Genomic DNA, 16,111 nt, shown 5'->3' with positions numbered 1-16,111 from the left:
CATTGTGCATCTAAATGGCTATTTGGTATGCTTGATTGGGGCGTGGATAGCGACAGTCAGGCTAAAAATTTTAGAAAACGAGGGCGAAGCATGGCGACTTCATTTACTGGTCGTAAGCGTGTACGGAAAGATTTCGGTCGTATTTTCGAGGTGACTGAGATGCCAAACCTTATTGAGGTTCAGCGTCAATCCTATGACCATTTCTTTAAGCCGGGAGCTACGGAAGAAGAAAGACTGAGTTCAGGGCTGGAAAAAGTTTTGAAATCAGTATTTCCGATACAAGATTTTGCGGGAACTGCCTCGCTTGAATATGTCCGGTATGAGCTTGAAGAGCCCAAGTATGACGTTGAAGAATGTCAGCAGCGCGATATTACATACGCAGCTCCGCTTCGCGTTACACTACGCCTGATTGTTTTCGAGATTGACCCGGAAACAGAAGCGAAATCCGTTCTCGATATTAAAGAACAAGATGTATACATGGGCGACCTGCCTATGATGACTGATAACGGTACCTTCGTTGTTAATGGTACGGAGCGTGTTATCGTATCTCAAATGCACCGTTCTCCTGGTGTGTTCTTCGATCATGATAAAGGGAAAACACATTCATCAGGTAAATTCCTGTTTGCTGCTCGTGTAATTCCTTACCGTGGCTCTTGGCTCGATTTTGAATTTGATGCCAAAGACATCGTAAACGTTCGTATTGACCGTCGCCGTAAATTACCTGCGACAACGTTGATGTATGCGCTTGGTCTGTCATCTGAAGATATTCTTCATTATTTCTATGACACTATGAGCTATACACGCGCAGAAGGTGGATGGCGTGTGCCGTTTAACGCTGATGCATGGCGTGGTCAGAAACCTGATTTTGATCTGGTTGACGCCGATAGCGGCGAAGTTGTCGTAGAAGCTGGTAAGAAGATCACACCTCGTTTGGTGAAGAAGCTTGAAAGTGGTGGTGTTGAAGGAATTTTGGTTCCTGAAGATATGATCATCGGTCAATTTGCTGCTGACGATATCATCAATGAAAACACTGGTGCGATCTATGTTGAAGCTGGTGACGAGTTGACAGAAGAAACCATTGAAGCTCTCTCTGCAACAGGTGTTGATGAAATTCGCGTTCTCAATGTTGATGACGCTGCAACAGGTGTGTTCCTTAGAAATACGCTTAAAGCAGACAAGGTTGAAACGCTTGATGGTGCATTAGCTGAAATCTACAAAGTTATGCGCCCGGGTGAGCCGCCTACAAAAGAAACAGCGGAGGCATTATTCTATAGCCTGTTCTTTGATGCAGAGCGTTATGACCTTTCTGACGTTGGCCGTGTGAAAATGAACATGCGCTTGAACCTCGACTGTGAAGACACAGTTGGTGTTCTTCGCCGTGAAGATATTCTTGAAACGCTTAAGACACTTATCTCTCTTAAGAATGGTCAGGGCGAAATCGACGATATTGACCACCTTGGTAACCGCCGTGTTCGCTCGGTTGGTGAGTTGATGGAAAATCAATATCGCATCGGTCTTCTTCGTATGGAGCGTGCGATCCGTGAGCGTATGTCATCTGTTGATATCGATACAGTGATGCCGCATGACCTTATCAATGCGAAGCCTGTTGTGGCTTCTGTACGTGAATTCTTTGGTTCTTCACAGCTTTCGCAGTTTATGGACCAGACGAACCCACTATCAGAAATTACTCACAAGCGTCGTATGTCAGCGCTTGGCCCTGGTGGCTTGACGCGTGAGCGTGCGGGCTTTGAGGTTCGTGACGTACACCCAACGCACTATGGTCGTATCTGCCCGATTGAGACACCAGAGGGACCAAACATTGGTTTGATCAACTCGTTGGCTACATATGCGCAGGTTAACAAGTATGGCTTTATTGAAAGCCCATATCGTAAAGTTGTTGATGGCAAGGTAACAGAAGAAGTTATCTACTTGTCGGCAATGGAAGAAACCAAATACACAGTTGCGCAGGCAAATGCTGATTTGAATGACGATGGTAGTTTCGCAAATGACCTTGTGTCATGTCGTGAAGCCGGCGAGTTTATTATGTCACAGCCTGGCAATATTGACCTGATGGACGTATCACCGAAGCAGCTTGTATCTGTTGCGGCATCCTTGATCCCGTTCCTTGAAAACGATGACGCGAACCGCGCATTGATGGGATCAAACATGCAACGTCAGGCCGTTCCGCTTGTGCGTGCTGAAGCACCGTTTGTTGGAACTGGTATGGAAAGCGTTGTTGCTCGCGATAGTGGTGCTGCGATTGCTGCTCGCCGTACAGGTATTGTGGAGCAGGTTGACGCAACACGTATCGTTATCCGCGCAACAGAAGATTTGGATCCTGGTAAGTCAGGCGTTGATATCTACACGCTTCAGAAATTCCAGCGTTCAAACCAGAACACATGTATTAACCAGCGTCCACTTGTGAAAGTGGGTGATGAAATCCGCAAAGGCGACATCATTTGTGATGGACCGTCTACGGAACTTGGTGATCTGGCGCTTGGCCGTAACGCACTTGTGGCGTTCATGCCTTGGAATGGTTACAACTTTGAGGATTCAATCCTTATTTCAGAGCGTATCGTGAAAGAAGATGTCTTTACTTCGATCCATATCGAGGAATTCGAAGTGATGGCACGTGATACGAAGCTTGGTCCAGAGGAAATCACACGTGATATTCCTAACGTGGGTGAAGAGGGCCTGAAGAACCTTGATGAGGCTGGTATCGTATACATCGGTGCAGAAGTTCATCCTGGTGATATCCTTGTTGGTAAGATTACACCAAAAGGCGAAAGCCCAATGACGCCAGAGGAGAAACTCCTTCGTGCGATCTTCGGTGAGAAAGCTTCTGATGTTCGTGATACATCACTTCGTTTGCCACCTGGTGTTGCTGGTACAATTGTTGAGGTTCGTGTCTTCAACCGTCACGGTGTTGACAAGGATGAGCGTGCTCTGACTATCGAACGTGAAGAGATTGAGCGTCTTACGAAAGACCGCGAAGATGAGCGCGGTATTCTTGAGCGCAACATCTATGGTCGTTTGAAGCCATTGCTTCTGGGCCGCACGGTTACTTCAGGCAACAAAGATCTTAAGAAAGGTAATGTTGTTACAGAGGAAGCCCTCGCTGAACTTACTAAAATTCAGTGGTGGGATATCGCCGTTGATGATGAAGAAGCGATGACAACTATCGAAGCGCTTCGCGGTCAGTTTGATGAAAGTCGTGCGTCACTTCAGCAACGTTTTGATATCAAGATTGAAAAACTCCAGCGTGGTGACGAGCTTCAGCCTGGCGTCTTGAAGATGGTTAAAGTCTTCGTAGCCGTTAAGCGTAAGCTTCAGCCTGGTGATAAGATGGCTGGTCGCCACGGTAACAAAGGGGTTATCTCTCGCATCATGCCGATTGAAGATATGCCTCACCTTGAGGACGGCACACCAGTTGATGTTGTGCTGAACCCGCTTGGTGTACCATCACGTATGAACGTGGGGCAGATTTTGGAAACTCACCTTGGTTGGGCATCACGCGGTCTTGGCCGTCAGATTGATGGGATGCTGGATGCATACCGTCACGGCGCTGAAAACCTTGATGATATGCGTGATAAGTTCAAGCGCGTTTACGGTGACAAGCAGTATGAAAGCGATGTTGCTGAATTGAATGATGATCAGATCATTGAGCTCGCTGGTAACCTTACGAACGGTGTTCCAATGGGTACGCCGGTGTTTGACGGTGCTGTTGAGCAGAATATCGTTGAGCTTTTGGAAGAAGCAGGCCTTGACGGTTCTGGTCAGGTTGATCTTTATGATGGTCGTACTGGTGAAAAATTCGACCGTAAAGTAACTGTTGGTTACATTTACATGTTGAAACTGCATCACCTTGTTGATGATAAGATCCACGCCCGTTCAATTGGCCCATACAGCCTTGTGACCCAACAGCCGCTTGGTGGTAAGGCCCAGTTTGGTGGTCAGCGCTTCGGTGAGATGGAAGTGTGGGCACTTCAGGCATATGGTGCTGCTTATACGCTTCAGGAAATGTTGACTGTGAAATCGGATGACGTTTCTGGTCGTACGAAAGTCTATGAAGCAATTGTTCGCGGTGATGATACATTCGAGGCAGGTATTCCAGAATCCTTCAACGTACTTGTGAAGGAAATGAGATCGCTTTGCTTGAATGTTGAATTGATCACAGGCACTGAATAAGCGTTTGAATTCGAGGAACAGGGCAGGGTTCTGCCCGTTCCCTTGAGCGGCTTATCGTCGATAGATAAGCAAGATTGGGCAAAAGCCCGCCAAGATAATTAAGAGAGATGTCGGTCATGAACCAAGACGTGATGAAATACTTCAACCCAGGCCAAAAACCTGACACGTTCGACCAAATTCAGATTTCAGTAGCATCGCCAGAGCGTATTCGCTCTTGGTCTTTTGGCGAAATCAAGAAACCTGAAACCATCAACTATCGTACATTTAAGCCAGAGAAGGATGGTCTTTTCTGTGCGCGTATTTTCGGCCCTGTGAAAGACTATGAGTGTCTTTGCGGTAAATATAAGCGGATGAAATACCGTGGTATTATCTGCGAAAAATGTGGTGTCGAAGTTACGCTTTCAAAAGTTCGCCGTGAGCGCATGGGCCATATTGACCTTGCTGCCCCTTGTGCGCACATTTGGTTCTTGAAATCACTACCGAGTCGTATCGGCCTATTGCTTGATATTACGCTAAAAGATCTGGAGCGCGTTCTTTATTTCGAATATTATGTGGTGATGGAACCGGGTTTAACACCGTTGAAGCAGTTCCAGCTTCTTTCAGAAGAAGATTACTACCGTGCTCAGGATGAATACGGCGAAGACGCATTCACTGCTGGTATTGGTGCTGAGGCTATCCGTAAACTTCTTGAGGCGATTGACCTCGAAGATGAGCGTGAGAAGCTTCTTAAAGAGCTTGCTGAAACTAAGTCTGAGCTTAAGCCGAAGAAAATTGTTAAGCGCCTCAAAGTGATCGAAGCGTTTATCGAATCTGATAACCGCCCTGAGTGGATGATCCTAACTGTTGTTCCTGTGATCCCACCAGAGCTTCGCCCGCTTGTGCCGCTTGATGGTGGTCGTTTCGCGACATCTGACCTAAACGATCTTTATCGCCGTGTTATTAACCGTAATAACCGTTTGAAGCGTCTGATCGAACTTCGTGCACCGGACATTATTATCCGTAACGAAAAACGTATGCTTCAGGAATCTGTTGATGCGCTCTTCGATAACGGTCGTCGTGGTCGTACGATTACTGGTGCGAACAAGCGTCCGCTGAAATCACTTTCAGATATGCTGAAAGGTAAGCAGGGCCGCTTCCGTCAGAACCTTCTTGGTAAGCGTGTTGACTATTCTGGTCGTTCTGTGATCGTGGTTGGCCCTGAGCTTAAATTGCATCAGTGTGGCCTGCCGAAGAAAATGGCGCTCGAGCTATTCAAGCCATTTATTTATTCACGCCTCGACAAGAAAGGTATCGCAACTACTATTAAGGCTGCGAAAAAACTCGTTGAGAAAGAGCGCCGTGAAGTTTGGGATATTCTTGATGAAGTAATCCGTGAGCACCCGGTTATGCTTAACCGCGCGCCGACGCTTCACCGTCTTGGTATTCAGGCCTTTGAACCTGTATTGATCGAAGGTAAGGCAATTCAGTTGCACCCGCTTGTTTGTGCGGCCTTTAACGCTGACTTTGACGGTGACCAAATGGCGGTTCACGTGCCGCTTTCAATCGAAGCGCAGCTTGAAGCCCGCGTATTGATGATGTCTACAAACAACATCCTGTCACCTGCGAACGGTAAGCCGATTATCGTACCATCACAGGATATTGTTCTCGGTCTATACTATATGACGTCAGAACGTGTTGGTGACATTGGTGAAGGCAAAGTATTTGGTAACATGGACGAGATCGAGTTCGCGCTCGATAGCGGTACTGTTACATTGCACTCAAAAATCATTGGCCGTTTGGACAGTGTTGATGAAGAAGGAAATCCGATTTCACTGCGTGTTGAGACAACACCTGGTCGTATGATCCTTGCGCGTCACCTGCCTAAGCATCCAAAAGTGCCATTTAGCTTGATTAACCGTCGTTTGACCAAGAAAGAAATTTCAGAGGTTATCGACGTTGTTTATCGCCACTGTGGTCAGAAAACGACTGTATTGTTCGCTGACGGTATTATGGGCGAAGGTTTCAAACGTGCGTGTAACGCAGGTATTTCTTTCGGTAAGGATGACATGATCATCCCACCAGCGAAGGAAACACTCGTTGATGAAACTCGTAGCCTCGTGAAAGAATACGAAGAACAGTATCAAGACGGTTTGATCACGCAAGGTGAGAAATACAACAAGGTTGTTGATGCCTGGGCGCAGTGTTCTGACAAAGTCGCGGACGCGATGATGAAGGAAATGGAGCGCACTGAAATTGACGCGAATGGTCGTCAGACTGATGTGAACTCGGTATTCATGATGGCTAACTCTGGTGCGCGGGGTAGTGCTGCACAGATGAAGCAGCTTGCTGGTATGCGTGGCCTGATGGCGAAACCTTCTGGCGAGATTATTGAAACACCAATTATCTCGAACTTTAAAGAAGGTCTGTCAGTTCTTGAATACTTCAACTCATCACACGGTGCGCGTAAAGGTTTGGCGGATACAGCGCTGAAAACTGCGAACTCCGGTTATCTGACACGTCGCCTTGTTGACGTATCTCAGGACTGTGTGATCGTTGAGGAAGATTGCGGCACTGAAGCTGGTATGACAATCACTGAGGTTTCAGAAGGCGGCGACGTTCTTGTGCCACTTGCTGAACGTATCCTTGGCCGTTGTCTGTCTGTTGACGTGAACCACCCAATCAGCGGCGACTTAATGTATGAAGCAGGTACTCTTCTTGATGAGGTGTCTGCGGAAGCAATTGAAACTGCTGGTATTGCGGAAGTGAAAGTTCGCTCTGTCCTAACATGTGAAACCAAAGGCGGCGCGTGCGGCAAATGTTATGGCCGTGACCTCGCTCGTGGTACACCTGTTAATATGGGTGAGGCTGTTGGTGTTATTGCCGCTCAGTCAATTGGTGAGCCGGGCACTCAGCTTACGATGCGTACATTCCACATCGGTGGTGCCGCAACGGTAAATGCTGAATCTGCAATTGAAGCCTCTGCTGACGGTACGCTTAAAATCAACAACAATAACGTGATTGTTGATAGTAAAGGCCGCAATGTCGTGATGAGCCGTAATATGGAGCTTATCATCGAAGACGCTGATGGCCGTGAGCGTGGTAAGCATCGTATTTCTTATGGTTCGCACCTCTTTGTTAAAGAAGGCGACGAAGTTAAGAAAGGTGACAAGCTTGCGGATTGGGATCCTTATACCCTTCCAATTATCACAGAGCAGTCTGGTGTCGTTCGTTATGTTGACCTTGTAAACGGCGTTTCCATCAAGGAAGTTGTTGACGAAGGTACAGGTATCGCATCGAAGGTAGTAACTGACTGGCGTTCAGCCCCTAAGGGTGCAGATCTTCGCCCACGTATTACACTTCGCGATGACAAGGATGATGTTGTTGAACTCGCAAATGGTACAGAGGCACGTTACTTCCTATCAGTAGAAGCAATTCTCTCGGTAGAAGATGGTGCAAGCGTATCAGCGGGTGATGTGATCGCGCGTATTCCACGTGAAGCTGCAAAAACAAAAGATATTACTGGTGGTCTACCTCGTGTGGCAGAGCTTTTTGAAGCCCGTCGTCCGAAGGACCATGCGATTATCGCAGATATCGATGGTATCGTTGAATTTGGCCGTGATTATAAAAACAAGCGCCGGATTACAATTCGCCCACGCGAAGAAGATCAGGAGCCAGTTGAGTATCTTGTTGCCAAAGGTAAGCACGTTGCTGTTCAGGAAGGTGATTTCATCCAGAAAGGTGAATATCTGATTGATGGTAACCCAGCGCCGCATGATATCCTTCAAGTTATGGGTATTGAAGCGCTTGCAAATTACCTGATCAACGAAGTACAGGATGTTTACCGCCTACAAGGTGTGAAAATCAACGATAAGCATATCGAAGTTATCGTTCGTCAAATGCTTCAGAAGATCGAGATCACCGCATCTGGTGATAGCCGCTTCTTGCTCGGCGAACAGGTAGAACGTGAAGAGTTTATCGAAGTTAACGAGCGCCTGGAAGCAGAAGGCAAATTGCCTGCGAAAGGTAACCCAATCCTTCTCGGTATTACGAAAGCAAGTCTGCAAACACGCAGCTTCATTTCTGCGGCTTCGTTCCAGGAAACAACACGCGTTCTAACGGAAGCGTCTGTCGCTGGTAAGAAAGATAAGCTGATTGGCCTGAAAGAGAACGTTATTGTGGGTCGTTTGATCCCTGCGGGAACAGGCGCGGTTATGAACCGTCTTCGCCACGAAGCACAGCGCCGTGATGCAATTGCAACGGAAGCAATGGCAGAAGAGAATGCGGAAGTAGAATTAAGTGATCCACTTGCTGCTGCTGAAGCAGAGTTTGCTGCTGCAACGTCTGACGGTGATCAAGCAAACGAAGCTTAATCGCTTTTCATAGAGTTTAGAAAGGGCTTGTGAATTATCACGGGCCCTTTTTTGTATCTGGTTACTAGAATATCCGCCTCAGGTGAAATTTTATTACATGTGATTCTACCAGTAATTTTACCTATGCGGGCCAAAGCGATGTGTAAACAGGGCGAAAAAGCACGAAATAGCCTGTTTTTACGACGAAAAAGAGTAAAATATTACTCAGATACTTTTTCGGTTGACGAGGATAGGTCGCATGCATATATTGCGCACCTCGCTAGAGCACTGGTGGTAACAAAACCTTGTTAGACGCAGTGGTTAGCTAGCTTAGAGATACAATTGAATTATAGCGAGTTACCTCGTCGGAGTGATTGAGCACCGATGCAGGTACTTTTGTTGCATGCAAAAGAGGTGGCTCGGTAATGGTGACAGAGAAAAACGGCAAGGAAAAAATATGCCTACCATTAATCAGCTCGTACGCAAACCGCGTAAGGCAAAGCCGGTGCACAACAAAGTGCCGGCACTTGAGGCTTGCCCTCAGAAACGTGGCGTTTGTACACGTGTTTATACAACTACACCTAAGAAACCTAACTCAGCGCTTCGTAAAGTTGCTCGTGTGCGCCTGTCAAACGGCCATGAGGTAACTTCATACATCCCTGGTGAAGGTCACAATCTTCAAGAGCACTCTGTGGTTTTGATCCGCGGCGGTCGTGTAAAAGACTTGCCGGGTGTTCGTTATCACACTCTACGTGGTGTCCTTGATACACAAGGTGTTGCAGATCGTCGTCGTAGCCGTTCGAAATACGGTACGAAGCGTCCGAAGTAAGGTTGAGAGAGGAAAGAACACATGTCACGTCGTCATAGTGCAGAAAAACGTGAGGTACTTCCGGATCCAAAGTTCGGTGATATTGTCCTTACAAAGTTCATGAACAGCCTTATGCTTGATGGTAAGAAGTCTGTTGCAGAGCGTATCGTATACGGTGCCTTCGATAAGGTTGAAGATCGTGCAAAGCAAGAGCCGCTTGGAGTATTCCATGAGGCGCTTGATAATGTTAAGCCTGCGATCGAGGTTCGTTCTCGTCGTGTAGGTGGTGCTACATATCAGGTTCCTGTTGAAGTTCGTGCTGCGCGTGCGCAAGCGCTTGCTATTCGCTGGATCATTGCAGCAGCTCGTAAGCGTAATGAAACAACAATGGTTGATCGCCTTTCTGGCGAGCTTCTAGACGCATTCAACAGCCGCGGTGCAGCTGTTAAGAAGCGTGAAGACACTCACAAAATGGCGGAAGCTAACAAAGCTTTCTCTCATTATCGTTGGTAATTGGTAGGAATTAGGGATCAGTCACATGGCACGTAGAACGCCACTAGATCGTTATCGCAATATCGGCATCATGGCACACATCGATGCTGGTAAAACAACGACAACAGAACGTATTCTTTATTATACAGGACGTAGTCACAAAATTGGTGAAGTGCACGATGGTGGCGCTACTATGGACTGGATGGAGCAAGAGCAGGAGCGTGGTATTACAATTACCTCTGCTGCAACAACTTGTTTCTGGAATGATCACCGCATTAATATCATCGATACACCTGGTCACGTTGACTTCACAATTGAAGTTGAGCGTTCACTTCGTGTCCTCGATGGTGCGGTAGCTGTATTTGATTCAGTTGCTGGTGTTGAGCCGCAGTCAGAGACTGTTTGGCGTCAGGCTGATAAGTACGGCGTTCCTCGTATGTGTTTTGTCAACAAGATGGACCGTATGGGTGCTAACTTTGAGCGCTGCGTTGATATGATCAAGGAACGTCTTGGTGCAACAGCACTCGTTGTTCAGCTTCCTATTGGTGCTGAGGCTGAGTACGAAGGTTTGATCGACCTTATCAAGAACAAAGAAGTTCTTTGGAAGGGTGAAGACCTTGGTGCGTCATACGACTATGTTGATGTACGCCCAGAGCTTGCAGAAGCTGTTGAAGTTGCTCGCATGGAAATGATCGAGACGGCTGTTGAGGCTGATGAGGCTCTTATGGAGAAATACCTCGAAGGTGAGGAGATTTCTGAAGAAGAACTCAAAGGCGCTATCCGCAAGGGTACAATCGCTGGTGACTTCGTTCCTGTTCTTAATGGTACAGCTTTCAAGAACAAGGGTGTTCAGCCACTTCTTGATGCGGTTGTTGATTTCATGCCTGCTCCAACTGACGTTGAAGCGATTAAAGGTGTGGATGCTAACGATCATGAGAAAGAGATTGCTCGTGCGTCATCTGATGATGAGCCGTTCTCTGCGCTTGCATTTAAAATTATGAACGACCCATTCGTTGGATCACTTACTTTCGCTCGTATTTACTCTGGTGTTCTTGAGGCTGGTACTCAGGTAACGAACTCAGTGAAGCAGCGTAAAGAAAAAGTTGGTCGTATGCTTGAGATGCACTCGAACAGCCGCGAAGACATCAAGGAAGCTCGTGCTGGTGATATCATTGCGCTTGCTGGTCTTAAGAACACAACAACTGGTGATACGCTTTGTGCCAATAACTCACAGGTTATTCTTGAACGTATGGAATTCCCTGATCCAGTTATCGAAGTTGCGGTTGAGCCGAAATCTAAAGCTGACCAAGAGAAAATGGGTATCGCGCTTAGCCGTTTGGCTGCTGAGGATCCATCTTTCCGCGTAACGTCTGATGAAGAATCTGGCCAGACTGTGATTGCGGGTATGGGTGAGCTTCACCTTGATATTCTTGTTGATCGCATGAAGCGTGAATTCAAAGTTGAATGTAGCGTGGGTGCACCTCAGGTGGCATACCGTGAAACATTCGCGAAAGCAGTTGATGTTGATTATACACACAAGAAACAGTCTGGTGGTTCTGGTCAGTTCGGTCGTGTGAAAATGACAATCACTCCAGGTGAACGTGGTTCTGGTATCACATTCACTGACGAAATTAAGGGTGGTAACATCCCTAAAGAATACATCCCAGGTGTTGAAAAGGGTGTTAATGATATCGCTGAATCCGGTGCTCTTATCGGTTTCCCGATCATTGACTTCTCTGTGACGCTTACGGATGGCGCATATCACGATGTTGACTCTAGTGTTCTCGCGTTTGAGATCGCTGGTCGCGGTGCGATGCGTGAAGCTGCGTCTCAGGCGGGTATTAAACTGCTTGAGCCAATCATGAAGGTCGAAGTTGTAACTCCTGATGAGTACATGGGAGATGTTATTGGTGACCTTAACAAACGTCGTGGTCAGATCCAGGGCTCTGAAGCTCGTGGTCCAGCTACGGTTGTTAATGCAATGGTGCCGCTGGCAAATATGTTCGGTTATGTGAACGAGCTTCGCTCATTCACGCAGGGCCGTGCACAGTTTACTATGCAGTTCGACCATTATGACGGTGTTCCGAACGCTGTCGCTGATGAAATCAAGTCAAAATTGGCTGGTTAATTTAAAAAACAATAATTGTTATGGCTCCCCCGGCAAAACCGGGGGCCGATAAGAAGGTAGATTAAAATGTCTAAGGAAAAGTTTGAGCGGAATAAGCCGCACTGTAACATTGGAACGATTGGTCACGTAGACCATGGTAAGACGACGTTGACAGCTGCGATTTCTAAAGTTTTATCAGAAGTACAAGGCGGTGAAGCGGTTGATTTTGCGAACATCGACAAGGCTCCTGAAGAGCGTGAGCGTGGTATTACGATTTCAACAGCTCACATTGAGTATGAAACAGAAGCACGCCACTATGCGCACGTTGACTGCCCAGGTCACGCTGACTATGTGAAGAACATGATCACTGGTGCTGCACAGATGGACGGTGGTATCCTTGTTGTTAACGCAGCAGACGGACCAATGCCACAAACACGTGAGCACATCCTTCTTGCACGTCAGGTTGGTGTACCAGCGCTTGTAGTATTCTTGAATAAAGTTGACCAGGTTGACGACGAAGAGCTTCTTGAGCTTGTAGAGATGGAAGTTCGTGAACTTCTTTCTGACTATGAATTCCCTGGTGATGATATTCCGATTGTTGCGGGTTCTGCCCTTGCTGCAATGGAAGGTCGTGACGACAACATCGGTAAAGAGAAGATCCTTGAGCTGATGGCTGCTGTTGACGAATATATCCCACAGCCTGATCGTGCTATTGACGGCGCGTTCCTAATGCCTGTTGAGGACGTATTCTCTATCTCTGGTCGTGGTACAGTTGTGACAGGCCGTGTAGAGCGTGGTATCGTAACAGTTGGTGACGAGATTGAGATCGTTGGTATCAAGGATACAGCGAAAACAACAGTTACTGGTGTTGAAATGTTCCGTAAGCTTCTTGATCAAGGTGAAGCAGGCGATAACATTGGTGCGCTTCTTCGTGGTGTTGCACGTGACGATGTTGAGCGTGGTCAGGTTCTTGCGCACGTTGGTTCGATCACACCGCACACAAAATTCACAGCAGAGACATACATCCTGTCAAAAGACGAGGGTGGCCGTCACACACCATTCTTTGCTAACTACCGTCCACAGTTCTACTTCCGTACAACTGACGTGACAGGTACAGTTGAGCTACCAGAAGGTACAGAGATGGTTATGCCTGGTGATAACGTGAACCTAACAGTTCAGCTTATCGCGCCAATCGCGATGGACGAAGGTCTTCGTTTTGCGATCCGTGAAGGTGGCCGTACTGTGGGCGCTGGCGTCGTCTCAACTATTATCGAATAATTCTGTAACTTAGGCGTCGGCTTTTATACCGGCGCCTCATTATTAGGTGTTAAAGCAATGGAAGCGCAAAATATCCGCATCCGGCTAAAAGCGTTCGACCACCGTGTGCTTGATCAAGCAACTGGTGAGATCGCTAATACTGCCAAACGCACAGGCGCTATGGTTCGTGGTCCTATCCCGATGCCAACCAGAATTGAGAAGTTTACGGTTCTCCGTAGCCCGCACGTGAACAAAAAATCACGTGAGCAATTCGAAATGCGTACGCACAAGCGTCTACTCGACATTATTGACCCAACCCCGCAAACGGTTGATGCTCTTATGAAGCTTGACCTCGCTGCTGGCGTTGACGTTGAAATTAAACTGCAAGGATAAGATCAATGCGTACAGGTCTTCTTGCAAAAAAAGTTGGTATGACTCGCGTCTTTAATGATGCAGGTCAGCACGTACCGGTAACAGTATTACAGTTGGATAACTGTCAGGTTGTTGCACAGCGTACGAACGAAAAAGATGGCTATACTGCACTACAGCTTGGTGCTGGTGGCCGTAAGGTGAAAAACGTATCAAAGGCAATGCGTGGTCACTTCGCGAAAGCGCAGGTTGAACCAAAGATGAAAGTTGCCGAGTTCCGTGTAAGCGAAGATGCCCTCGTTGAGGTTGGTTCTGAACTTACTGCTGATCACTTTATTTCTGGTCAGAAAGTGGACGTCGTTGGTACATCCAAAGGTAAAGGCTTCGCTGGTGCGATGAAGCGTCACAATTTTGGTGGTCTTCGCGCGTCACACGGTGTCTCTATCTCTCACCGTTCTCATGGTTCAACAGGTCAGTGTCAGGATCCAGGTCGCGTTTTCAAAGGTAAGAAAATGGCTGGTCACATGGGTGATGCACGTACAACTGTTCAAAACCTTGAAGTTGTAGAAACACGGGCTGATGAGGGCTTGATCCTTGTTCGCGGCGGTATCCCTGGTTCCAAAGAGGGCTGGGTTCTTATCTCTGACGCAACAAAGAAAGCTCTTCCTGAAGGCCTTCCTATGCCAGCAGCGTTCCGCGCTCCTGCTAAGGCTGAAGAAGCGGCGCCTGTTGAGGCACCTGCGGAAGCAGCAGAGGCAGAAGCTGCAGCACCAGCTGAAGCAACTGAGGAATAAGCGTCATGAAGGCGAATGTTCTTACATTAGAAGCCAAAAAGGCTGGCGACATCGATCTTGATGACGCAGTATTTGGCGTAACACCACGTGCAGACATCCTGCACCGTGTTGTAAACTGGCAGCTTGCGAAACGTCGCGCAGGTACACACGCCGTTAAATTCCGTTCTGATATCGCTCGTACTGGTAAAAAGTTCGGCCGTCAGAAAGGCGGAGGCGGTGCGCGTCACGGTTCACGTCGCTCTAACATCTTTATTGGTGGTGGACGCGCGTTTGGCCCGATCCCACGCGATCACGGTTTCAGCTTGCCTAAGAAAGTACGTCAGCTTGGTCTTAAGACTGCGCTAAGTACAAAACAAGCAAACGGTAAACTCATCGTTGTTGATGTTGCTGAACTTAAAGATGGTAAGACAAAAGATCTTACTGCTAAGCTAGAGAAGCTTGGCCTTAAGAACGCTCTTTTCGTTGATGGTGCAGAAGTGAATGAAAACTTCAAACGCGCTGTAAGCAATATCCCAAATGTTGATGTGCTCCCAAGCCAGGGCGCAAACGTATATGACATTCTTCGTCGTGATACGCTTGTTCTCACTAAGGCTGCGGTTGCTAAACTCGAGGAGAGGCTCAAATGATTGATGTCAAGCATTATGACGTAATTCAGAGCCCAATTATCACCGAGAAGGCAACAATGGGCTCGGAAAACAACCAGGTGACTTTCAAAGTTGCTATCGACGCTAACAAGCCTGCGATTAAAGCAGCGGTTGAAGCGCTCTTTGGTGTGAAAGTCAAGAAAGTCAATACGCTTCGCCAGGAAGGCAAGGTAAAAAGATTCCGTGGTGTAATCGGTAAACGTGCCGAGTACAAAAAAGCCATGGTTACCTTGGAAGAAGGCCATAGCATTGACGTGACTACGGGGGTTTAACCGATGGCACTCAAGCAATATAAACCGGTAACTCCGGCACAGCGTGGGCTTGTTCTTGTTGACCGTGAAGGTCTTCACAAGGGTAAACCTGTTAAAGCGCTAACCGAGGGTCTTACCAAATCTGGTGGTCGCAACAATACTGGCCGTATCACATCACGTCGTCGTGGTGGTGGTCACAAGCGTACTTACCGTAAAATCGACTTTAAGCGTGCTAAATGGGATGTAGCGGCAACTGTGGAACGTATCGAATACGATCCTAACCGCACAGCATTCATTGCGCTTATTAAATACGAAGATGGTGAACTAGCGTATATCCTTGCGCCACAACGCCTTGCTGCTGGTGATACTGTTATCGCTGGTAAAAAGGTTGACGTGAAGCCTGGTAACGTAATGCCACTTTCAAGCATGCCTGTTGGTACAATTATCCACAATGTGGAAATGAAACCAGGTAAAGGCGGTCAGATTGCTCGTTCAGCTGGTGCATACGCACAGCTTATCGGTCGTGACCGTGGCTATGCACAGCTTCGTTTGTCTTCTGGTGAAGTTCGCATCATCCGCGGCGAGTGTGTCGCAACAGTTGGTGCTGTTTCTAACCCAGACAATCAAAACACTAAGCTCGCTAAAGCGGGTCGGAATCGTTGGCTTGGTAAACGACCAAGTGTTCGTGGTGTTGCCATGAACCCGGTTGATCACCCACATGGTGGTGGTGAAGGTCGTACCTCTGGTGGTCGTCACCCAGTGACACCTTGGGGTAAACCAACGAAAGGTAAACGTACACGTTCTAATAAAGCGTCTGACAAGTTTATCATCCGTTCTCGCCATGAGCGCAAGAAACGCTAAGGAGTCTAAGAT

The 16,111-nt window shown here is 47.5% G+C and carries 11 protein-coding genes; all 11 read left to right on the top strand.

The genetic code is table 11. From position 1 onward, the window contains the following. Positions 1–90: 90 nt before the first annotated feature. The 11 genes from rpoB to rplB all read left to right on the top strand — a co-directional run bounded on the left by rpoB (position 91) and on the right by rplB (position 16,099). Positions 91–4,188, top strand: a complete 4,098-nt coding sequence (rpoB, locus tag KFF44_RS10995) for a DNA-directed RNA polymerase subunit beta (RefSeq protein WP_255934295.1) — start codon at positions 91–93, stop codon at positions 4,186–4,188. Positions 4,189–4,304: 116 nt separating this feature from the next. Then, positions 4,305–8,537, top strand: coding sequence for a DNA-directed RNA polymerase subunit beta' (gene rpoC, locus KFF44_RS10990; RefSeq protein WP_255934294.1), 4,233 nt, complete (start codon positions 4,305–4,307; stop codon positions 8,535–8,537). Between the two features lie 436 nt (positions 8,538–8,973). After that, complete coding sequence (gene rpsL / locus KFF44_RS10985) at positions 8,974–9,345, top strand: 30S ribosomal protein S12 (RefSeq protein WP_255934292.1); 372 nt, start codon at positions 8,974–8,976, stop codon at positions 9,343–9,345. A 21-nt stretch (positions 9,346–9,366) separates the two neighbouring features. After that, positions 9,367–9,837, top strand: coding sequence for a 30S ribosomal protein S7 (gene rpsG, locus KFF44_RS10980; RefSeq protein WP_255934291.1), 471 nt, complete (start codon positions 9,367–9,369; stop codon positions 9,835–9,837). A gap of 25 nt (positions 9,838–9,862) precedes the next feature. Continuing rightward, positions 9,863–11,944: an elongation factor G gene (gene fusA, locus KFF44_RS10975; RefSeq protein WP_255934282.1), complete on the top strand. Its 2,082-nt coding sequence runs from the start codon at positions 9,863–9,865 to the stop codon at positions 11,942–11,944. Between the two features lie 66 nt (positions 11,945–12,010). Then, positions 12,011–13,201 (top strand): elongation factor Tu, encoded by a 1,191-nt coding sequence (tuf, locus tag KFF44_RS10970; RefSeq protein WP_255934281.1) that lies wholly within the window; start codon positions 12,011–12,013, stop codon positions 13,199–13,201. A gap of 57 nt (positions 13,202–13,258) precedes the next feature. Further along, the gene (rpsJ, locus tag KFF44_RS10965) at positions 13,259–13,573 is read left to right on the top strand and encodes a 30S ribosomal protein S10 (protein ID WP_255934280.1); all 315 of its coding nucleotides are present in this window, start codon (positions 13,259–13,261) and stop codon (positions 13,571–13,573) included. A gap of 5 nt (positions 13,574–13,578) precedes the next feature. Beyond that, a complete protein-coding gene (rplC, locus tag KFF44_RS10960; protein WP_370691088.1) occupies positions 13,579–14,343 on the top strand; it encodes a 50S ribosomal protein L3 in 765 nt (254 codons plus the stop codon). 5 nt (positions 14,344–14,348) lie between these two features. Further along, on the top strand, positions 14,349–14,969 hold the full coding sequence (gene rplD / locus KFF44_RS10955) for a 50S ribosomal protein L4 (RefSeq protein WP_255934278.1): 621 nt from the start codon (positions 14,349–14,351) through the stop codon (positions 14,967–14,969). Continuing rightward, the gene (locus tag KFF44_RS10950) at positions 14,966–15,259 is read left to right on the top strand and encodes a 50S ribosomal protein L23 (protein WP_255934276.1); all 294 of its coding nucleotides are present in this window, start codon (positions 14,966–14,968) and stop codon (positions 15,257–15,259) included. The genes rplD and KFF44_RS10950 overlap by 4 nt, the downstream gene beginning before the upstream one ends. Before the next feature lie 3 nt (positions 15,260–15,262). Next, positions 15,263–16,099, top strand: coding sequence for a 50S ribosomal protein L2 (gene rplB / locus KFF44_RS10945; RefSeq protein WP_255934274.1), 837 nt, complete (start codon positions 15,263–15,265; stop codon positions 16,097–16,099). Positions 16,100–16,111 lie beyond the last annotated feature (12 nt).

It is taken from the genome of Kordiimonas sp. SCSIO 12610 (genome assembly GCF_024398015.1).
GTDB lineage: Bacteria > Pseudomonadota > Alphaproteobacteria > Sphingomonadales > Kordiimonadaceae > CANLMI01.
Note: the sequence above shows the minus strand (reverse complement) of the source record. Positions and strands in the feature narration are given on the sequence as shown.